The following is an 18,125-nucleotide window of genomic DNA, read 5'->3' as shown; positions in this document are numbered from 1 at the left end:
TCTTAAACCCTAAATCTCTCAAACCTTTGTCCACAAAGGGCTTTCAATACCCTCGATGAACTTTTTGTGCCGTGCCAGTTCATCCGCAGAAGCATGATGTTCCCGCACCGCCATAAACGGTCTACGCGGCGCTTGCTGAACGATTGGTTTCATATTGGTGGAATCACTACCACTACTGTCGTCGGCCAGACCAAGGCCGATCTGCCGCCCGCCAGTCAATTCGATATAAAGCTGGGTCAGTAATTCCGCGTCGAGCAGCGCCCCGTGCTTCACCCGGTGGCTGCGATCAATACCATAGCGCGAGCACAAGGCATCGAGCGACAATTTGGCGCCGGGATGTTTGGATTTGGCAATGGCCAGTGTGTCGATCATGCGAAACCGCGAAATCTCTTTATAGCCGCACATGACGAGCTCGGCGTTGAGAAAATTGAAATCAAACTGGGCATTATGGGCAACCAGATTTGAATCGCCGAGAAAGGCCAGAAGCTCTTCCGCGCCGTGTGCGAACAGTTTCTTGTCGGATAAAAACACATCGGACAGGCCGTGCACATTCTCTGCCGCCTTTGGCATCGGCCGTTCGGGATTATAATAGCAATGAAAGCTCTGCCCGGTTTCGATCCGGTCGATCATCTCAATGCAGCCGATTTCCACCATCCGGTCACCATTTTGTGGATCAAAGCCGGTGGTTTCAGTGTCGAAAATTATTTCCCGCATGAGCTCAATATCGGACCGAACATTGGGTTACGCAAGGGATGCTTTCAGATTTTGAACAAGTTTCTGAACCTGCTGCCGTGTTTTTTCGAGGGGGAGAGATGTATCGATCACCGAATCCGCTTTTTTACGCTTTTCCGCGTCCGGCATTTGCAATGCTTTTATCTGTTCAAACCGCTCTTCGGTCATGCCTGGACGGTCAAGAACCCGGGCCCGCTGGTCCGCCGTACCGGCCGAAACCACGACAATATGATCGACGCCTTCGCCACCGGATTTTTCAAACAGCAGAGGAATGTCAAACAGTATCATTGGCTGGTCTTCATTGTCTTGCAGAAAAGCTAGCCGCATTTCTCCGACCGCGGGATGAATCAGCTGTTCCAGCCGCTTCAAGGCCGCGGGGTCACCGAGCACTGCAGCGCCCAGTTTCTGCCGGTCGACGCCTTGGCTATTCGTGGTTCCCGGGAACAAAGCTTCGATCGCATCGACCAGAGCGCCTCCGGGTCCTTGCAATTGATGCACGGCGGCATCGGCGTCGAATAAAGGGACATTTTCATCGACAAACATCTGCGCAACCGTTGACTTGCCCATCCCGATCGAGCCGGTCAGACCGATGATATAGGGTCGAGGTCGGGTTCGTGCCGTCATGCGGTCAACAGCTTCCTGAGCTGGGCATCGTCTTCCATTGGCGGGGTGGCACCGAAAAACAGCTCGAAGGCAAGCGCCGCCTGACCGATCAGCATGTCTAGGCCATCGACTACCTCCAGATCGCGCTTTTTCGCAGCTCGCAAAAGATCGGTCTTTAGCGGCGCATAGACAAGGTCATAAACCAATGCATCGCTGGGCAAGGGATCAAGATCCAGTTCGAGCGGCGGCTTTCCGGTCATTCCGAGCGGGCTGGCATTGATCAATATATCCGCTTCGGGCAATCGTGCATCCATCGGCAGGACACCGCCCTTCATCGAGGCCTGCATCAGCAATCCGGTAGCCTTCAATCCGTTGCGGGCGACAAAGGTTATTTCACCAATGCCGACTTGCTTCAGGGCGAACAGAACCGCTCGTGCCGCTCCCCCTGCCCCGATGATCACAGCATGTTTTTTCGACCAGTTGCCGTCGGCAATCGGGGCCATGAAACCGGCCGCATCGGTATTTGTCCCGATCAGACTGCCATCTTCCTGCCGCACGATGGTGTTCATCGCGCCGATCTTGTCGCGGACACCGCCGGGATCGCTCACCAGATCCATGATCTCGATTTTATGCGGCAGCGTCACATTGCAGCCTCGCCAGGCCGGATCGGCGCTGCGTTGCGTTATATAATCCGACAAATCGGCAGGCACGACATGATGGGCGCGATAATCAGCCTCGATCGCCAGCCGTTCGAGCCAGAATTTATGGATGAGCGGAGATTTGCTCTGCGCGATCGGATCGCCGATAACTTCGGCATAGGGAGTGTTAGTGGTCATGACGTCAAAATTCCTCGAATGCGAAGATAGTCCAGCAATTGCAAAAGTGGCAATCCCATGATCGTGAACTGGCTGCCGGTGATAGCGGAGAACAGCTGGGCGCCCCTGCCCTCGATCTCGTAACAGCCGACGCAATGGCGGATATTGTCCCATTCCGCTTTGACATATTGCTCGATGAATGGGTCACTCAAATTTCGTACCGAAAGCGTCGCGATGTCGATATGGCGCCACACCGGACGCCCTTCTTCGGCGATCACCGCGGCACTGAACAGCTTGTGTTTCTTGCCCGACAGCAGTTTCAGGTGGGCAATCGCATCGGCAGGATCAACCGGCTTGTCCAGCATCGTCCCGTCTTCGAGCGCCAGTACCTGGTCGGCACCCAATACCAGTGCGGTTCCCGCTCGCCGCGACAGCCGGACCGCTTTGGCTTCGGCCAGTGCATCTGCAAGATTGCGGGCGGTTATACCCTCGCTTTTCAGCCCGTCCTTGAGCGAATCTTCATCAACATTGGGGGCGATTGCCTCGACCGGCACTCCCGCAGCGGTCAGCATTGCAAGCCGCGCCTGACTCCTTGACGCCAGTATCAGGGGCATATCATTCACCGGGAACCGCCTTCACGCTATCTACGTCGGCAACGTGGCGTTCGTTATATAGGTTGATGATCGCAGCAGCGGATTCCTCAATCGAACGTCGGGTCACATCGATCATCGACCAGCCATTGTCAGCAAACATCCGCTGGGCATATAAAGTCTCGGCCTTGACCTTCTCTTCATTGACATAATCGGTCTCCGGCGCCTGATTGAGCGAAAGCAAGCGATTGCGCCGTACCTGAACCAGCCGGGAGGCACCGGTGATCAGGCCGACAACCAGCGGGTTCTTCAGATGAAACAGGGCATCGGGCGGCGGCGATTCCGGGACAATCGGAATATTGGCGGTCTTGAACCCGCGATTGGCCAGATAGATGGAGGTCGGTGTTTTGGAGGTGCGCGAAACACCGGCGAGCACGATGTCGGCCTCTTCCCAATTTTCCCAGCCAATGCCGTCATCATGGGCAATCGTGAACTGGATCGCCTCGACCCGGGCAAAATAGGCGGCGTCCAGTACATGCTGGCGGCCAGGCCGCGCCTTGGCTTCCTGCCCTAGCATATTGGACAATGCGTCGGTCACCGTATCGAGCGCCGGGACCGATGGCAGACCCAGATGCCGGCATTCGCGTTCGAGCTTGGCTCTGATATCGCGGTTGACGATGGTGAATATGACCAGTCCGGGGTTATCCGCGACTTCGGCCAGTATCCGGTTGAGATGCTTCTCCGAACGGACCATGGGCCAGAAATGCTTGATAATCTCCACGCCATCAAACTGGGCAAGCGCCGCCTTGGCGATATTTTCCAGAGTCTCGCCGGTGGAATCCGATAACAGATGGAGATGGAGCCTATTCATGGACTAAGCTTTGTGATTTCACGGTGGATAAAGCAAGGGATGAAGTTGGGGATAAGTGGTTCCACTATATTCATCCCCGACTCCCGCAAATATATCCACAGCGGGCCAACATTGACAGATTCCATCCACAGACTGTGGATAGCGGGGATGAAAATTAGGAATCGGTTAAATTTTCATTAAGGCCCGCCTGTCAATCTGTTTGTATTTGCGACGCTGGCGGGTTACCGCCTTTTCCACGCCCCATCATCAACAACAATTTTAAATTAAATACTTATATAATATAATGGATGACCGTCTTTCTATGCCGAACGGAACCGACTCTCAAAAAATTCTCCTCCAGACATTGCTCGGCAAGAAGACCGATCAAACGCCAGTCTGGCTCATGCGTCAGGCAGGCCGCTATTTGCCCGAGTATCGCGCATTGCGCGCACAAAAGGGCGGGTTTCTCGAGCTTTGCTATGAAGCCGAGGCGGCTGCGGAGGTCACATTGCAGCCGATCAAGCGGTTCGGCTTTGACGGCGCGATCCTGTTTTCGGACATTTTGATCGTGCCGCATGCGATGGGCCAGAAATTGTGGTTTGAGACCGGAGAGGGACCCCGGCTGGCACCAAGGCTGGTCGATGCAGCTTTGTCGTCTCTAGAGGCCGCTCCTGAGCATTTTGAAGCTATATACGCCACCGTGCGCCGGGTCTCCGAACGGCTCGACGACAAAACCACCTTCATGGGCTTTGCCGGCAGTCCCTGGACCGTCGCGACCTATATGGTCCACGGGCAAGGCAGCAAGGATCAGGGTGTCACACGGCGTTTTGCCTATCAGGACGAAGCGGCTTTTTCCGAATTGATCAACGCGATCATCGAAAATACCGTCGAATATCTGCTCGGCCAGATCGAGGCCGGTGTTGATGCTGTGCAGCTTTTCGACAGCTGGGCGGGATCCTTGTCGCCGGCGCAATTTGAGAAATGGGTAATCGCGCCCAATGCCGAAATCATATCGAGGCTGAAAGTGGTTCATCCCGATCTGCCGATCATCGGTTTTCCCAAGGGTGCCGGCGCCAAATTGGTCGCTTATGCCAATGAAACCGGTGCCAGCGCTATTGGTCTGGATGAAACGGTTGATCCGGTCTGGGCTCATGAAAATCTACCCGCAGATCTTCCGTTGCAAGGCAATCTCGATCCGCTGGCTCTGATTGCCGGGGGCGAAGCGTTGGAAAAATCGGTCCGTCACATCCTGCAAGTGTTTGAAGATCGGCCGCATGTTTTCAATCTCGGCCACGGAATTTTACCGGACACGCCCATTGAACATGTTGAAAAGCTGCTTACACTTGTGAGGCAATGAATGAAATTCTGTCCATGCTCTATCTCTGGTTGAAATCAGCCCATCTTATCTTCGTGATTTTCTGGATGGCGGGGCTGTTCATGATGCCGCGCTTCTTCGTCTATCATCAGGAATCGGCCGTCGGTTCGGACGAAGACGCCAAATGGATCGAGCGCGAGGGCAAGCTCCGCAAAATCATTTTGAATCCGTCACTGATCATCGTCTGGGTGGTCGGATTGGCGCTCGCTTATAATATCGGCGCGTTCAGCCAGGGCTGGTTTCACGCCAAATTGCTGATGGTGCTGGCGCTTTCCGGATATCATGGCTGGATGATGGCCTACTCCAAAAAACTCGCGCGGGGCGAACGGTCGATGACGGATAAAGGCCTGCGTCTGGTCAATGAAGTGCCGGGTATTGCGGCTGCGATCATCGTGATCTTGGTGATTATCAAACCGTTTTGATCGGCCTGAGTTGACACAGAAAAAACAAAGGCGTAATTGAGCGCCAAAGCCCGTCCGGGTTAAATTTTCATGTACATCGTCGACAGCCAATAGCTGCACACATGCAAAACAAGAATAACTCCCTAATTTATTTGGATAAACCTCCATGCATTTAAAAGAATTAAAAGAAAAATCGCCCGCCGGTCTCGTCTCGATGGCAGAAGAGCTGGGCGTCGAAAGCGCGTCGACCCTGCGCAAACAGGATCTGATGTTCGCGATTTTGAAAGAACTCGCGGATCAGGACGAACTGATCATGGGGCTTGGCACAATCGAAGTGCTGACCGACGGGTTTGGTTTCTTGCGCTCACCGGAAGCCAATTATCTTGCTGGTCCCGATGATATTTACGTGTCTCCCAACCAGGTCCGTAAATTCGGTCTGCGCACCGGCGATACGGTTGAAGGCGAAATTCGCGCGCCGCGTGATGGCGAGCGTTATTTTGCGCTGACCAAGCTGACCGCGATCAATTTTGACGAGCCCGACGCCGTCCGTCACCGGGTGAATTTTGACAATCTCACGCCGCTTTATCCGGATGAAAAGCTGACCCTCGACAGTCTCGATCCGACCGACAAAGATAAATCGGCCCGCGTGATCGATATCATCGCACCGCAGGGCAAGGGCCAGCGCGCCTTGATCGTCGCTCCGCCACGGACCGGTAAAACCGTCTTGCTGCAGAATATTGCCAAAGCGATCACCGACAATCATCCGGAAGTCTATCTGCTGGTCTTGCTGATCGACGAACGGCCGGAAGAAGTTACCGACATGCAGCGTTCGGTGAAGGGCGAAGTAATCAGCTCGACCTTTGACGAACCAGCGACCCGCCACGTGCAGGTTGCCGAAATGGTGATCGAAAAAGCCAAGCGTCTGGTTGAGCACAAGCATGATGTTGTCATCCTGCTCGATTCCATCACCCGCCTCGGCCGCGCTTATAACACGGTCGTACCAAGCTCCGGCAAGGTGCTGACCGGTGGTGTTGACGCCAACGCGTTGCAGCGCCCGAAGCGCTTTTTCGGTGCTGCCCGTAATATTGAAGAGGGTGGTTCGCTGTCGATCATTGCTACCGCGCTGATCGATACCGGCAGCCGGATGGACGAAGTGATCTTTGAAGAATTCAAGGGTACCGGCAACTCGGAAATCGTTCTGGATCGCAAGGTTTCCGACAAACGTATCTTCCCGGCTCTCGATGTCGGCAAGTCTGGTACGCGTAAGGAAGAATTGCTGGTCGAGGACGAGAAGCTCAAGAAAATGTGGGTCCTGCGCCGTATCCTCATGCAAATGGGCACGATCGACGCGATGGAATTCCTACTCGACAAGATGAAGGATTCCAAATCCAATGACGATTTCTTCGACAGTATGAATCAGTAAAATCTCCGGATTGCCCTGATGATACTGGAACATGCCATATTGCAGGTTCGGCCAGGGCAATCGGAGAATTTTGAAGCGGCGATGGCGAAGGCCAGACCGCTGGTAGCCCGGCAGCCCGGTTTTCAGTCCATCGAAATAAGGCCGTCATCAGATGATCCGCATCGCTATTTGTTGCTGATTATTTGGGACCGGATTGAATCACATCGGGAACGATTTCGCCAGTCAGACGATTATCAACAATGGCGCATCTTGCTTCACAGATTCTATGACCCTATGCCGGTCGTGAACTATTACGGACCTTCTATTTTCCATGATTGAACTTCTCCCCTTTTTGTCCGCTGTCGCAACCGGCCTTGGTTCTGTTTCAGATATCTGGGCAGCGATTGTCCATGATTTCTCGAACATCGGATCTCCGGCGGCCCTCGCGGCTTTCGGGCAGGTGGTGCTGATCGATCTGGTATTTGCAGCGGACAACGCAATCGTCGTCGGCGCATTGGCTGGCGGCTTGCCGGCAGAACAGCGGCGCAAGGTCATTCTGATCGGTATTGCGGCCGCGCTGATATTGCGCATCCTGTTTGCGCTGATCGTCGTGCAATTGTTGCAGATTGTCGGTCTGGTGCTGGCTGGTGGTTTGTTGCTGCTCTGGGTTGGCTGGAGTTTTTACCGCGAGATTTTCCACGAAGGCGAATCTCCCGGATCGGAAGAGATTGAAGGCGACGAACGCAGCGGTGTAAAGGCGCAGAGAAGCTTCTGGGCGGCCGTATGGGCCGTTACCGCAGCGGACGTATCGATGAGCCTCGACAATGTCCTTGGCGTGGCTGGCGCGGCGCGAGAGCATCCGGGGATATTGGTAATCGGCCTGCTGTTGTCGGTCGCGCTAATGGGTCTGGCTGCCAATGTGATCGCCAAATATATCGAGCGCTACAAGTGGATTGCCTATCTGGGACTGGCGGTTATCGTCTATGTCGCCGGCAAGATGATTTACTCAGGTCTGGTAGGTGACGAGCAAACGATTGGTGTTTTGACGCTGTTCGGGTGACACTGAACAAGGCAAAAATAGCGGTCATCACCGGCGGCCCTGGATCCGGAAAAACTACGCTTTGCGCGAAATTATCGGAGGAAGGAATCGCGATTGGTAGCGAGTCCGGTCGTGAAATTTTGTCGCTAACCAATGGTCATGACTTGCGGATGCATGATCCGCAGTCTTATTCACTGGAAATATTGAAACTGGATCTCGAAAAATTCGGAACGGCCAGTTCATCCAATCGGACATGGCTGTTCGATCGGGGCTTTCCCGACAACGCGGGATTTCTCGATCTGATGGGTTTTGCGAAACCCGAGGAACTGGATCAGGCATGCCGCGAACACCGATATTCCGGCCCGGTGTTTGTCGCCCCGCCGTGGAGAGAAATCTACCACGGCGATCCGGATCGCATTCAGGATTGGCATGAAGCCAAAGCGACTTATCATGCGGTGACGGCTGCGTAGACAGAATATGGCTATGATCTGGTCGAACTGCCGAAAACCAGCGTCGAGGAACGGGCACTGTTCGTGAAGGGGCGGTTAGTCTAACCCTTCTTCGTCTCCAGCATCTTGCCCATTTCTTCCCAGACCTTGTTGATCGCTTTCAGCGGGCGGATCATGACCTTGAAATCCTGGATCTTGCCATCGTCATTCCAGCTGATGATGTCGACGCCGTTGACCTGGATACCATCGAGCTCGAGCGTGAACTCGAGCATCGCCATATTGACACTCTCGTCGACAATTTCGCGGACATAGCGGAAGCTGTCGTTACCGAGCACATTATCAGCGGCCGATAAATAGGCCATGACCAGCGGTTTGCCCGATTGCGGCGTGTGGACGACAGGGGAGTGGAACACCGCATCATCGGCAATCTGCGCGCTTAGCTCTTCCGGGCTTTTGCTTTCCATCCGGTCGTGCCATATTTTCAGATTGTCGTGTGCGCTCATGCCAGATGCTCCTTGAAAAAGGCTTCGGTACGGCTGTCGGCCAATGTCGCGGCAGCTTCGTCGCGGCGCGCGCCAAATTGGGCGGCAAAGCCGTGGTCGAGTCCTTCATAATCGTACAATGTCACCTTTGGATGATCGTCCAGTCCGGCGTGCATTGCTGCTTGCGCATCGGCCGGGACAAAACCGTCGTTGGTGGGTATGTGGAGCATCACTTCGTGCGCAATCGCGTGTTTCTCATCGAGCAATCCGTCGATACCGACACCATAATAGCCGACAGACGCTCTGATATCTGTCCGAGCCGCGGTCATGAAGGCAAGCCGTCCGCCGAGGCAGTAACCGACGCAGCCGACCTTGTGGCTGCCGATTTCGGTCTGGGCAAAATGGATTGCCGCCTCGATATCGCGGATGCCCTGATCCTGATTGAATTTTCCCATCAGATCGAGCGCGGTCTGGAACTCTTCCGGCACATCGGCGTCGAGATCGGTGCCCTCGTTGATCCGCCAGAACAGATCGGGCGCTATTGCGAGATAGCCGAGACTGGCCCAATGATCGCATTTGGCGCGGATGCCTTCATTTACTCCGAAAATTTCCTGAATGACGATGATCGCGGCGCTGGCTTTGCCATCGGGGTTCGCAACATAGCAGGGGAATTCTGCATTTCCGGTCAATGTTTTCACTTGTTCGATCGCGCCCATCTTGTCGTTCCTTTGCATCATGTCTTGATTCTTTGGTTACAATATCCCCATATCAGAGGCAGGCAAGGTCGAACATCAACCTGTTGCATGGAGGGGGAACTTCGCTGCAATGGCCAAACAGAGGAATATATAATGAAAGTCAGCGTTGAACTGGACTGCACACCGGAAGAGGCGCGCCGCTTGATCGGCTTGCCCGACGTCGCGAAACTCAACGAAAGCTATGTTCAGGAAATGTCGAAATTCCTGCAGGGTGCCAATTCGGTCGAGCAATTGCAGAATTTCACCAAGATCATCGCGCCAATGGGCGAGGCGGGTCTGAAGATGTTTTCATCCTTCCTGACCGGGGCCATGGGCGCTGCATCGGGCGGCGGAAAATCCACGTCGACCAAGAAAAAGAACGACTAGCTACCGCTTTCCGTGATGTTGTCCGCTGATGATACAATTTTCGCATTGTCCAGCGGACAACCGCCGGCGGCCATAGGAATCCTGCGGATCAGCGGGCCGCGAGCAGGGCAGGCGCTGAAATCCCTCACCGGTAATTTACCAGAACCGCGTGTTGCTGAGCTACATAATATTACCAATATGGTTAACGGGGAGCTGCTGGATTCAGCTTTATGCCTGTGGTTCCCGGGGCCGAATAGCGCCACGGGTGAAGATCTGGCCGAGATTCACTGCCATGGCGGCCGCGCGGTCATCCGGGCGATAGAAGCGGCGCTGGAACAGATTGATGGTTTGCGCAAGGCAGAGCCGGGGGAATTTACCCGAAGAGCTTTCACCCATGGTAAAATGGATCTGGCGGAAGCCGAAGGCCTGTCCGATCTCTTGTTCGCCGAAACCGAATTGCAGCGCAAGGCGGCGGTCCGCAATGCCGGTGGCGCTTTATCTCGCAAAGTGGATGACTGGCAGCAACAGATCCTCGCGCTGTCGGCCAGGGTCGAAGCAGAGCTGGACTTCTCCGACGAGGATGATGTTGTGCCGGAGCAGGCGGCAGCGGTCCAGAACAGCGCGCGACCACTGGTCGACGAAATGCGAAACCTTCTGGAGCGACCCCGCGCTGAAAAATTACGAGATGGCATCAGAGTGGTGCTCGGCGGTCCACCCAATAGCGGCAAGTCGACATTGCTCAATGCGCTGGTCGAACGCGAAGCGGCCATCGTCTCGGATATCGCCGGAACCACACGCGATGTCATCGAGGTGCCGATTGCACTCGGCGGCATCCCGTTTCTTTTCATCGACACTGCCGGCGTTCGCGAGAGCGGTGCGGAGACCATCGAGCAGATCGGTATCGACCGGGCGCATCAACAATTTGCTGCATCGGATATTATTTTGTGGCTTGGAGACGAAGGGCAGGGACCGGCGCAGGACAATCTGATCGAAATCAGTTCCCGCTGCGACCATCCTGAGCACGAGCCAAAAGCCAGTGCCGCCTTCACCTTGTCGCCGGTTAGCGGTCAGGGCATGGACGCATTGGTCGATCATCTGATCGTACGGGCGAAAGACATTCTCCCCGATGGTGACCAGGTCAGCATCAATGCGCGTCAGGCCAATCTTCTTTCAATGGCCTGGGACAATCTGGCTGGGATCATCAATGAAGCGGACTATCTGATTGTCGCGGAACATCTGCGGATGGCCCGCAAGGCGCTCGATGAAATCACCGGCACCGCTAGCACCGAAGATATGCTCGACGGACTGTTCGGAAAATTCTGCATCGGGAAATGATTGTTCCACGTGGAACAGCAGAGGGCACCGGTAGATTTTGACCTGCAATCCGGCTTGAGCTATGGGCCGCAGCATGAGCCAAGAATTTGACATCATTGTGGTTGGCGGAGGCCATGCCGGTTGCGAGGCTGCCGCTGTTGCGGCGCGCATGGGTGCGTCTACCGCGTTGGTCAGCTTCACCCGCGAAAGCATCGGGGCGATGTCCTGTAACCCGGCGATCGGCGGACTCGGCAAGGGCCATCTGGTGCGGGAAGTCGATGCCTTTGACGGGCTGATCGGACGCGCCGCGGATGCCGCCGCGATCCATTATCGCATGCTCAATCTTTCCAAGGGCACCGCCGTGCAGGGGCCGCGGGTTCAGGCAGATCGCAAGCTCTATAAGGCGGCGATTCACAGGATGCTCGAAGCCCAGGACAATCTGACCATCGTCGAGGGCGAAGTGGCCAGTCTCGTCTTGTCGGAATCGCGGGTCAGCGGAATCGTCATGGCCGACGGATCGACGATCAATGCCAAGGCCGTCATCCTCGCCACCGGTACATTTCTCAACGGGAAATTGTTTCGCGGCGAGGAGCGGCATGAGGGCGGACGTACAGGCGAGGCCGCTTCGGTTTCGCTGGGTCAACAGATCCGTGATGCAGGACTGCCGATAGCGCGTCTGAAAACCGGAACGCCCCCGCGAATTGACGGCCGGACGATCAACTGGGCGGTCTTGCCCGAGCAGCCATCGGACGATGACGGCTGGACGATGTCGCCGCTCTCGAAAGGGCGGACGGTAGCGCAGACATTTTGTGCGGTTAGCCGGACCAATGCCGAGACCCATGAAATCATCCGCGGATCGCTTGATCGCTCCCCCTTGTTCAGCGGCGCGATCGACGCGCAGGGGCCACGCTATTGCCCTTCGATCGAGGACAAGATTCACCGCTTCGCCGATCGCGATTCGCACCAAGTTTTTCTCGAGCCAGAGGGCCTCGATACCAATCTCGTCTATCCGAACGGGATCAGTACCTCATTGCCCGCCGACGTTCAGCTCGCCTTCGTGCGCAGCATGGACGGACTGGAGAATGCCGAGATCATCGTTCCCGGCTATGCGGTGGAATATGATCATATCGATCCACGCGCCCTCGACCGGTCACTGAAGGTCCGTGATCTGGAAGGGCTTTATTGCGCCGGGCAGATCAACGGAACCACCGGTTATGAAGAAGCCGCTGCTCAAGGGCTGATCGCGGGTATTGGTGCCGCATGTCTGCTGCAGGGCAAGGACGCGCCAATGCTCGATCGTGGCACCAGCTACATGGCGGTGATGATCGACGATCTGGTGTTGCAGGGTGTCACGGAACCTTATCGGATGTTGACGGCCAGAGCGGAATATCGATTGCGGTTGCGGGCGGACAATGCGTCGACCAGATTGACCCCGATAGCGATAGCTCTGGGTTGCGTTGATGCGGAACGGACCGCCTGGTTTGGCGACCGTCAGCGAGCGCGTAATAATATTTTTGCAGCGCTCGAAACTGTCTATTCAAGCGAAGATCTCGTGAAGCTCGGGATCAACGTCCGGCGTGACGGCACCAAGCAGGGCCTGTTCCAATGGCTGCGTTTTCCGAATATCAGCATCGCTTCATTGGAAGATTTGGAAGCATGTTTGAAGACCGGCAATCCCGACCTGATGGCCGAGATTGAGGAGGATGCGCGCTATGCGCCCTATCTCGAACGGCAGGAATCGGAGTTGCGCGATCTACGCGCCAATGAGCAAATTCGCCTTGGCGACGATATGGACTATGCCGTCATCGCCGGGCTTTCCAACGAGATGGTTGAAAGGCTGACCACAGCGCGGCCAGATACATTGGCCGCCGCATCACGGATCAGGGGCATTACGCCCGCAGCGCTCGCCGCCATTCTCGTCCACGCCCGTCGCCGGGATTCAAGGAATATCGCCGCATGACGGAAGAAGAGGCGCAGGCCTGGCTTCGCGCAGAATATGATGTTTCACGTGAAACATGGCAACAGCTTGAAACATTCAGCGCGATGTTGCGCGACGAGATGCAGCGGCAGAACCTCATTTCGAAGACCAGCGCTGATAGCTTGTGGGCCCGGCACATTGTCGATAGCGCCCAATTGCTGCGCTACGCACCGGCTCCAGAAGCGGGAAAAATCTGGCTTGATCTCGGTACTGGGGCCGGCTTCCCGGGGATCATCATAGCGATATTGACGCCCTTTCAGGTACAGATGGTCGAGTCCCGGAAACGCCGCGCGGAGTTTCTTTCTCACGTGGTCGAACAGACCGGGATCGGAGGCCGTGCAAAGGTCATTGCTGATCGGTTGGAGAATATGGAAAGCTTTCCGGCAGACGTAATCAGTGCCCGCGCCTTCGCGCCACTTGATCGTCTCATCGCACTTTCGCACCGCTTTTCCACAGAAAATACGATTTGGCTCTTACCGAAAGGCAAAAATGCGGTAAGAGAACTTAAAGGCCTGTCGCCAAAACGACAAAAAATGTTCCACGTGGAACATAGTTTGACGGATCCGAACGCCGGAATCTTGGTGGGAAAGGGCTAGAAACCTATTTTATAGGGCTGAACAGACCATGGTTCGTATCGCGATAGCCAATCAAAAAGGCGGCGTAGGCAAGACAACTACAGCAATTAATATGGCCACAGCGCTGGCAGCTACGGGCTGGAAAGTATTGCTGATCGATCTTGACCCGCAAGGAAATGCATCGACCGGCCTCGGGTTATCGCAAGGTGATCGGGTCAACAGCAGCTATGATTTGCTGATCAATGATGTGCCTCTGGCCGATTGTATCAATCAGACCAAAGTTCCGGGGCTCGAAATTGTACCCGCAACTGTCGATCTTTCCGGCGCCGAAGTCGAACTGGTCGGCTTCGAAGAGCGGACCCACCGTTTGAAAAAAGCTTTGGACAGCGCCGATAATGGCCGTTGGGATATTTGCCTGATCGATTGCCCGCCTTCGCTCGGCCTTCTCACGCTCAACGCCATGGTCGCCGTGGAATCCCTCCTGGTTCCGCTGCAATGCGAGTTTTTCGCTCTGGAGGGGCTGAGTCAATTGCTGCAAACCGTCGAGCGGATTCGCGCGCGTTTCAATCGCCAGCTTTCGGTGATGGGCGTGGTTCTAACGATGTATGACCGGCGCAACAAGCTCACCGAACAAGTGTCCGACGATGTTCGGGCGTGTCTGGGTGATGTGGTGTTCGACACCGTGATCCCGCGCAATGTTCGCCTTTCCGAGGCGCCCAGCCACGGTCTTCCTGCCCTGATCTATGATTATCGTTGCAGCGGCTCGGTCGCCTATATCGACCTTGCTCGCGAACTGATCGGACGCTTGCCGGATAGAAAGGTAGCCGCATGATGGCTGAGGACAAAGCCCAACAAGACACGAACAAGAAAGCACCGAAGCGCGTTACCGGACTGGGCAGGGGACTCAATAGCCTGTTCGGAGATATCCAGCGGGAAGAGCCGATCATAACTTCTCCGCAGTCTGGCGCCGACGGTGGTGGCACGGAGCAAGCGTCCGGCACCGTCATTGACGGGCTGCGCTCGATCGCGGTTTCCGACATCCGGCCCAACCCCGATCAGCCGCGCCAGACGTTCAATACCGACGCGCTCGACGAGCTGGCCGACAGTATGCGGCAACGCGGCGTAATTCAGCCGATTGTCGTGCGTCCTCATGGCAAAACGTTCCAGATTGTTGCCGGCGAACGTCGCTGGAGAGCCGCACAGCGCGCTCGCCTGCACCAGATACCCGCTGTGGTCCGCAGTCTGAGTGACGAAGAGACACTCGAGATCGCTATCGTCGAGAACGTCCAGCGCAAGGACCTCAATGCGATTGAGGAAGCAGAGGCTTATGCCAAGCTGAGTGTTGATTTCGGGCATAGCCAGTCGAGACTGGCAGAGATTGTCGGGAAGTCGCGGAGTCATATCGCCAATCTGATGCGTTTGCTCGAACTGCCGGATAGCGTGAAGACACTCGTCGTCGAAGAGAAATTATCGATGGGCCACGCTCGTGCACTGATCAATGCGCCTAATGCCGGTGAATTGGCACCTCAAATTGTCAAACAGGGGCTGTCAGTCCGGGACGTCGAGCGGTTGGTCCGTAAATCGCTGGCCGGTGACAAACCTGTATCCGCAAAAAAACAGGCTTTGATGTCGGAAGCTGACGCCGATATCCAGGCGCTGGAAACGCATCTCGGTGATCTGCTTGGTTTGAAAGTAAATATCCAGTCGAACGGGCAGGGCGGAGCAATGTCGATCGAATATGCGAATCTCGACCAACTCGACCTGATTTGCCAGCGTCTCACCGGTGAACATATATAATATCAGGCCACTATCACATCGAAATCTCATCGCTGTTGATGCCGAATTGCTAGAATTCCGAAGCATGAAATCTTCAGATTATCTATATTTTTCAGTATTTTAGTAGGTTAGCGAAAATTTAACCATGACTGGCAGCAAAGTCTTATCCTTTCCCTTGGATAAGCGAACTTGAATGTTGGCTCTGGCGACGTTCTGGTCAGTGGGTTTGACCAGGATGCACCGCGTGCGCTCTTTCAATGTTGAAAAAAAATAGGGACCAGAACTTATGTCTAAATTTATGAAAGCCGCTTTGGCTTCTTCCGTGCTTGCTGCATCTGTCATGGGCGCGACTGCTGCCAATGCTGCAACCGATACCGCTGATGCGCGTGCAAACATCCTGCAACAGGTTACCGTTACTTCTGATGGCAGCGATCTTGACTTCGGCACGATCGTTAGTGGCGCAGCGGCTTCTACCGTTTCGGTCAGCGCCGGCGGCCTTGCCTGTGGTGCCGGACTTGTATGTTCGGGTGCCTTTTCTGCTGCAGGTTTTGACGTAACCGGAACCGACGGCCAAACCGTCAGCGTTGCGTCTGATCCAAACGTTACGCTGAACAGCGGCGGGAACAGCATGGTTGCGAATATCGTTTCCAGCGTTTCGACGATGACGTTGACCGGTGGCGTAGGCTCTTTCAACGTTGGCGGTTTGCTCAACGTCGGTGCCAATCAGGCTGATGGTGCTTATGTTGGTACCTTCAATGTTACCGTAAACTACAACTAAAAACTAGACCATCGGCCGAGTGGCCGATGATAGGGACTGATGAAGAGCCCGTTCGTGACACCAGTCGCGAACGGGTTTTTCTGTTGGGTCCCAACTCGCCCGCCATTTCCGCTGATGGTCATCTAAAATCGCCCTTGGTTAGCGCTTTGGTAACCCTCTTTGATCATAAGGGATCTGTGGGGACAGGCGACCAAAACAGGCCTCTCCGAATGACCAGTTAAAGCCGGAGAATATCATGACCATCCAGAGTCTCAAATTGCTGAAAAGTTGTTGCATCGGATTGGGCGCCTTGGCGTCAGCTATGGCAATGCCATCTGTGCCGGCCCACGCAGCGGGCGATCTTTTAGTCGCACCAACTCGGGTCGTCCTTGATGGCCAGCGTGGGACCGAAGTGATACTCAATAATATCGGTTCGGAAACAGCGACGTACCGGATTTCAATAGAATTGCGCAGGATGACCCCGGAAGGTCGTCTGGAGGATGTCAGCGAAGAGCAGGAGAACCAGATCGAACAGGCCGCCAAGGCCATGATCCGCTATGCGCCGCGCAGAGTGACGCTGCCGCCGAACCAGCCCCAGGCGATCCGCCTTGGTGTGCGGGCTCCTGAAGGTCTGCCAGACGGAGAATATCGCGCTCATCTTCTGTTCCGCGCTATTCCCGCCGCTCGTTCGGTCACCGACCAAAAAGTCCCTGACGGGGGCTTCTCAATAGCCCTGACGCCAATTTACGGCGTGACCATTCCTGTGATCATCCGTCAGGGAAATTTGCAGGCCACCGCTGCAATCGCCAATGGCAAGATGGAAAAGGATCCCGATGGTCAGGCGCTGACCTTCGACCTAAATCGATCAGGAGATCGGTCGGTATTTGGCGAAATCCGGGTTACCAAACCGGGATTAAGCGAGCCGGTATTGGTAGCCCGTGGTATTGCGGTCTATCCAGAAGTTAATCAGCGTAAAGTCATCCTGCCGGTACCACCGGAAGTGGCCGCGCAGCTCAAAGGCGCCGTCTCGGTTGAATATTACGAACCCGCCAATGATGGTGGCGGACTTATCGCCAAGACCGACATGGTACTTAGATAAGCATTTTATATCAATAACTTAGTGAGGCTTCACGCCGTCACTAAGTCATGATGGGAATGATGAGACAGCGACATAATATAATCGGCCGGGGCCTTGATGCCCTGGTCAAAGCCGCAGGGATCACCGCGATCTCGGCGGCTTCGCTGTTTCTGGCGCCCCCGGCCCATGCTGCCAGCGACTGGACAGCGAGCGACGACGATGCACTGCTATTCGACTTGCGCTCGGGCAATTATCGCCTCGGAGACGGGGTCAGAGGTTATCAAACCGATGCTGGCGTGTGCGTTGACCTTGCCGATATCATCATGGCGATGGATATTCCGCTCCGTCTTGACAAGAAGTCGCGCCGCGCAACTGGCTGGATCTTTACGGAGAACCAGACGCTCACCATTGATCGTGACAGTAATATAGTACAAAAGGTGAACGAAGAGGCAAAATTGCGATCTGGGCAGATCCATGACGTACCTGAGGGCTGGTGCGTTAATGTGAAGAGCCTGTCGGATTGGTTTGATATCAAATTTGTGCCCGATCTGTCCAATGCGCTGTTGACGATCAAGTCGGATAGCGAACTACCCTTCGAACGGGCGCTGAAGCGCAAGGAACAGGCCGCCAAGATCCGCCCTCGCAATAATTTTGACCTGTCCGCCCTGCCGCAGTCTTCAGAACCTTATAAATTCTGGCGTACCCCCTCGGTGGATGCAGTGGCTTCGGTCGGTGGTCTGAAAGACAAGCGCTCGGGTCAGCAATTCGACCTGCGCTACGAACTATATGCGTCCGGGGAGGTCGGCAAA

General features: G+C 55.3%; 21 protein-coding genes. 14 read left to right on the top strand and 7 right to left on the bottom strand.

The features are described from left to right. Nucleotides 1-18: 18 nt before the first annotated feature. The 5 genes from dnaQ to V7680_RS01535 are packed head-to-tail and all read right to left on the bottom strand — an operon-like array spanning nucleotide 19 to nucleotide 3,611. The gene (gene dnaQ / locus V7680_RS01555) at nucleotides 19-714 is read right to left on the bottom strand and encodes a DNA polymerase III subunit epsilon (protein ID WP_335651522.1); all 696 of its coding nucleotides are present in this window, start codon (nucleotides 712-714) and stop codon (nucleotides 19-21) included. A gap of 27 nt (nucleotides 715-741) precedes the next feature. Next, a complete protein-coding gene (coaE, locus tag V7680_RS01550) occupies nucleotides 742-1,356 on the bottom strand; it encodes a dephospho-CoA kinase (protein WP_335651521.1) in 615 nt (204 codons plus the stop codon). Next, complete coding sequence (gene aroE / locus V7680_RS01545) at nucleotides 1,353-2,171, bottom strand: shikimate dehydrogenase (protein WP_335651520.1); 819 nt, start codon at nucleotides 2,169-2,171, stop codon at nucleotides 1,353-1,355. Before aroE ends, coaE begins: the two co-directional genes overlap by 4 nt. Continuing rightward, nucleotides 2,168-2,764 carry a Maf family protein gene (locus V7680_RS01540; RefSeq protein ID WP_335651585.1) on the bottom strand — a complete coding sequence of 199 codons (597 nt, stop codon included), beginning with the start codon at nucleotides 2,762-2,764 and terminating at the stop codon, nucleotides 2,168-2,170. Before V7680_RS01540 ends, aroE begins: the two co-directional genes overlap by 4 nt. A gap of 1 nt (nucleotide 2,765) precedes the next feature. Beyond that, the gene (locus V7680_RS01535) at nucleotides 2,766-3,611 is read right to left on the bottom strand and encodes a pyruvate, water dikinase regulatory protein (RefSeq protein ID WP_335651519.1); all 846 of its coding nucleotides are present in this window, start codon (nucleotides 3,609-3,611) and stop codon (nucleotides 2,766-2,768) included. Between the two features lie 301 nt (nucleotides 3,612-3,912). Between V7680_RS01535 and hemE the strand changes: the two genes are divergently transcribed. The 6 genes from hemE to V7680_RS01505 all read left to right on the top strand — a co-directional run bounded on the left by hemE (nucleotide 3,913) and on the right by V7680_RS01505 (nucleotide 8,277). Beyond that, the gene (gene hemE / locus V7680_RS01530) at nucleotides 3,913-4,947 is read left to right on the top strand and encodes a uroporphyrinogen decarboxylase (protein ID WP_335651518.1); all 1,035 of its coding nucleotides are present in this window, start codon (nucleotides 3,913-3,915) and stop codon (nucleotides 4,945-4,947) included. After that, nucleotides 4,944-5,387, top strand: a complete 444-nt coding sequence (locus V7680_RS01525) for a CopD family protein (protein ID WP_335651517.1) — start codon at nucleotides 4,944-4,946, stop codon at nucleotides 5,385-5,387. The genes hemE and V7680_RS01525 overlap by 4 nt, the downstream gene beginning before the upstream one ends. Nucleotides 5,388-5,532: 145 nt before the next feature. Further along, nucleotides 5,533-6,789, top strand: coding sequence for a transcription termination factor Rho (rho, locus tag V7680_RS01520; RefSeq protein WP_335651516.1), 1,257 nt, complete (start codon nucleotides 5,533-5,535; stop codon nucleotides 6,787-6,789). An 18-nt stretch (nucleotides 6,790-6,807) separates the two neighbouring features. Next, nucleotides 6,808-7,107 (top strand): antibiotic biosynthesis monooxygenase family protein, encoded by a 300-nt coding sequence (locus V7680_RS01515; RefSeq protein ID WP_335651515.1) that lies wholly within the window; start codon nucleotides 6,808-6,810, stop codon nucleotides 7,105-7,107. After that, entirely contained in the window at nucleotides 7,100-7,828 is a 729-nt protein-coding gene (locus V7680_RS01510) for a YjbE family putative metal transport protein (RefSeq protein ID WP_335651514.1), read from the top strand. Before V7680_RS01515 ends, V7680_RS01510 begins: the two co-directional genes overlap by 8 nt. Beyond that, nucleotides 7,825-8,277 (top strand): AAA family ATPase, encoded by a 453-nt coding sequence (locus V7680_RS01505; protein ID WP_335651513.1) that lies wholly within the window; start codon nucleotides 7,825-7,827, stop codon nucleotides 8,275-8,277. The genes V7680_RS01510 and V7680_RS01505 overlap by 4 nt, the downstream gene beginning before the upstream one ends. Before the next feature lie 80 nt (nucleotides 8,278-8,357). Here the strand turns inward: V7680_RS01505 and V7680_RS01500 are convergent, their stop codons facing one another. Both V7680_RS01500 and V7680_RS01495 read right to left on the bottom strand, forming a co-directional pair. Further along, nucleotides 8,358-8,759 (bottom strand): nuclear transport factor 2 family protein, encoded by a 402-nt coding sequence (locus V7680_RS01500; protein WP_335651512.1) that lies wholly within the window; start codon nucleotides 8,757-8,759, stop codon nucleotides 8,358-8,360. Beyond that, complete coding sequence (locus V7680_RS01495; RefSeq protein WP_335651584.1) at nucleotides 8,756-9,454, bottom strand: dienelactone hydrolase family protein; 699 nt, start codon at nucleotides 9,452-9,454, stop codon at nucleotides 8,756-8,758. Before V7680_RS01495 ends, V7680_RS01500 begins: the two co-directional genes overlap by 4 nt. A gap of 132 nt (nucleotides 9,455-9,586) precedes the next feature. Between V7680_RS01495 and V7680_RS01490 the strand changes: the two genes are divergently transcribed. From V7680_RS01490 to V7680_RS01455, 8 genes are all read left to right on the top strand, one after another. Beyond that, on the top strand, nucleotides 9,587-9,859 hold the full coding sequence (locus tag V7680_RS01490; RefSeq protein ID WP_335651511.1) for a DUF6489 family protein: 273 nt from the start codon (nucleotides 9,587-9,589) through the stop codon (nucleotides 9,857-9,859). 15 nt (nucleotides 9,860-9,874) lie between these two features. Further along, entirely contained in the window at nucleotides 9,875-11,173 is a 1,299-nt protein-coding gene (mnmE, locus tag V7680_RS01485) for a tRNA uridine-5-carboxymethylaminomethyl(34) synthesis GTPase MnmE (protein ID WP_335651583.1), read from the top strand. A gap of 73 nt (nucleotides 11,174-11,246) precedes the next feature. Continuing rightward, nucleotides 11,247-13,112, top strand: a complete 1,866-nt coding sequence (gene mnmG / locus V7680_RS01480; RefSeq protein ID WP_335651510.1) for a tRNA uridine-5-carboxymethylaminomethyl(34) synthesis enzyme MnmG — start codon at nucleotides 11,247-11,249, stop codon at nucleotides 13,110-13,112. Further along, nucleotides 13,109-13,726 carry a 16S rRNA (guanine(527)-N(7))-methyltransferase RsmG gene (rsmG, locus tag V7680_RS01475; protein ID WP_335651509.1) on the top strand — a complete coding sequence of 206 codons (618 nt, stop codon included), beginning with the start codon at nucleotides 13,109-13,111 and terminating at the stop codon, nucleotides 13,724-13,726. The genes mnmG and rsmG overlap by 4 nt, the downstream gene beginning before the upstream one ends. 28 nt (nucleotides 13,727-13,754) lie before the next feature. Continuing rightward, nucleotides 13,755-14,537, top strand: coding sequence for a ParA family protein (locus tag V7680_RS01470; protein ID WP_335651508.1), 783 nt, complete (start codon nucleotides 13,755-13,757; stop codon nucleotides 14,535-14,537). Then, nucleotides 14,537-15,502 (top strand): ParB/RepB/Spo0J family partition protein, encoded by a 966-nt coding sequence (locus tag V7680_RS01465; protein WP_335651582.1) that lies wholly within the window; start codon nucleotides 14,537-14,539, stop codon nucleotides 15,500-15,502. Before V7680_RS01470 ends, V7680_RS01465 begins: the two co-directional genes overlap by 1 nt. A gap of 265 nt (nucleotides 15,503-15,767) precedes the next feature. Beyond that, entirely contained in the window at nucleotides 15,768-16,259 is a 492-nt protein-coding gene (locus V7680_RS01460; RefSeq protein ID WP_335651507.1) for a DUF4402 domain-containing protein, read from the top strand. A gap of 301 nt (nucleotides 16,260-16,560) precedes the next feature. Continuing rightward, nucleotides 16,561-17,337, top strand: a complete 777-nt coding sequence (locus V7680_RS01455; protein WP_335651506.1) for a fimbrial biogenesis chaperone — start codon at nucleotides 16,561-16,563, stop codon at nucleotides 17,335-17,337. Nucleotides 17,338-18,125 lie beyond the last annotated feature (788 nt).

Origin of the sequence: Parasphingorhabdus sp. (assembly GCF_036963705.1) — a bacterium.
In the GTDB taxonomy this organism is placed as follows: Bacteria; Pseudomonadota; Alphaproteobacteria; order Sphingomonadales; family Sphingomonadaceae; genus Parasphingorhabdus.
The sequence above is the reverse complement of the archived record's forward strand: the minus strand, read 5'-3'. Positions and strand labels throughout refer to the sequence as shown.

What these genes read in the sequence shown, in the direction of transcription:
- dnaQ (WP_335651522.1), bottom strand. Translation starts at nt 714, where the DNA reads ATGCGGGAAATAATTTTCGACACTGAAACCACCGGCTTTGATCCACAA.
- coaE (WP_335651521.1), bottom strand. Translation starts at nt 1,356, where the DNA reads ATGACGGCACGAACCCGACCTCGACCCTATATCATCGGTCTGACCGGC.
- aroE (WP_335651520.1), bottom strand. Translation starts at nt 2,171, where the DNA reads ATGACCACTAACACTCCCTATGCCGAAGTTATCGGCGATCCGATCGCG.
- V7680_RS01540 (WP_335651585.1), bottom strand. Translation starts at nt 2,764, where the DNA reads ATGCCCCTGATACTGGCGTCAAGGAGTCAGGCGCGGCTTGCAATGCTG.
- V7680_RS01535 (WP_335651519.1), bottom strand. Translation starts at nt 3,611, where the DNA reads ATGAATAGGCTCCATCTCCATCTGTTATCGGATTCCACCGGCGAGACT.
- hemE (WP_335651518.1), top strand. Translation starts at nt 3,913, where the DNA reads ATGCCGAACGGAACCGACTCTCAAAAAATTCTCCTCCAGACATTGCTC.
- V7680_RS01525 (WP_335651517.1), top strand. Translation starts at nt 4,944, where the DNA reads ATGAATGAAATTCTGTCCATGCTCTATCTCTGGTTGAAATCAGCCCAT.
- rho (WP_335651516.1), top strand. Translation starts at nt 5,533, where the DNA reads ATGCATTTAAAAGAATTAAAAGAAAAATCGCCCGCCGGTCTCGTCTCG.
- V7680_RS01515 (WP_335651515.1), top strand. Translation starts at nt 6,808, where the DNA reads ATGATACTGGAACATGCCATATTGCAGGTTCGGCCAGGGCAATCGGAG.
- V7680_RS01510 (WP_335651514.1), top strand. Translation starts at nt 7,100, where the DNA reads ATGATTGAACTTCTCCCCTTTTTGTCCGCTGTCGCAACCGGCCTTGGT.
- V7680_RS01500 (WP_335651512.1), bottom strand. Translation starts at nt 8,759, where the DNA reads ATGAGCGCACACGACAATCTGAAAATATGGCACGACCGGATGGAAAGC.
- V7680_RS01495 (WP_335651584.1), bottom strand. Translation starts at nt 9,454, where the DNA reads ATGGGCGCGATCGAACAAGTGAAAACATTGACCGGAAATGCAGAATTC.
- V7680_RS01490 (WP_335651511.1), top strand. Translation starts at nt 9,587, where the DNA reads ATGAAAGTCAGCGTTGAACTGGACTGCACACCGGAAGAGGCGCGCCGC.
- mnmE (WP_335651583.1), top strand. Translation starts at nt 9,875, where the DNA reads ATGTTGTCCGCTGATGATACAATTTTCGCATTGTCCAGCGGACAACCG.
- mnmG (WP_335651510.1), top strand. Translation starts at nt 11,247, where the DNA reads ATGAGCCAAGAATTTGACATCATTGTGGTTGGCGGAGGCCATGCCGGT.
- rsmG (WP_335651509.1), top strand. Translation starts at nt 13,109, where the DNA reads ATGACGGAAGAAGAGGCGCAGGCCTGGCTTCGCGCAGAATATGATGTT.
- V7680_RS01470 (WP_335651508.1), top strand. Translation starts at nt 13,755, where the DNA reads ATGGTTCGTATCGCGATAGCCAATCAAAAAGGCGGCGTAGGCAAGACA.
- V7680_RS01465 (WP_335651582.1), top strand. Translation starts at nt 14,537, where the DNA reads ATGGCTGAGGACAAAGCCCAACAAGACACGAACAAGAAAGCACCGAAG.
- V7680_RS01460 (WP_335651507.1), top strand. Translation starts at nt 15,768, where the DNA reads ATGTCTAAATTTATGAAAGCCGCTTTGGCTTCTTCCGTGCTTGCTGCA.
- V7680_RS01455 (WP_335651506.1), top strand. Translation starts at nt 16,561, where the DNA reads ATGGCAATGCCATCTGTGCCGGCCCACGCAGCGGGCGATCTTTTAGTC.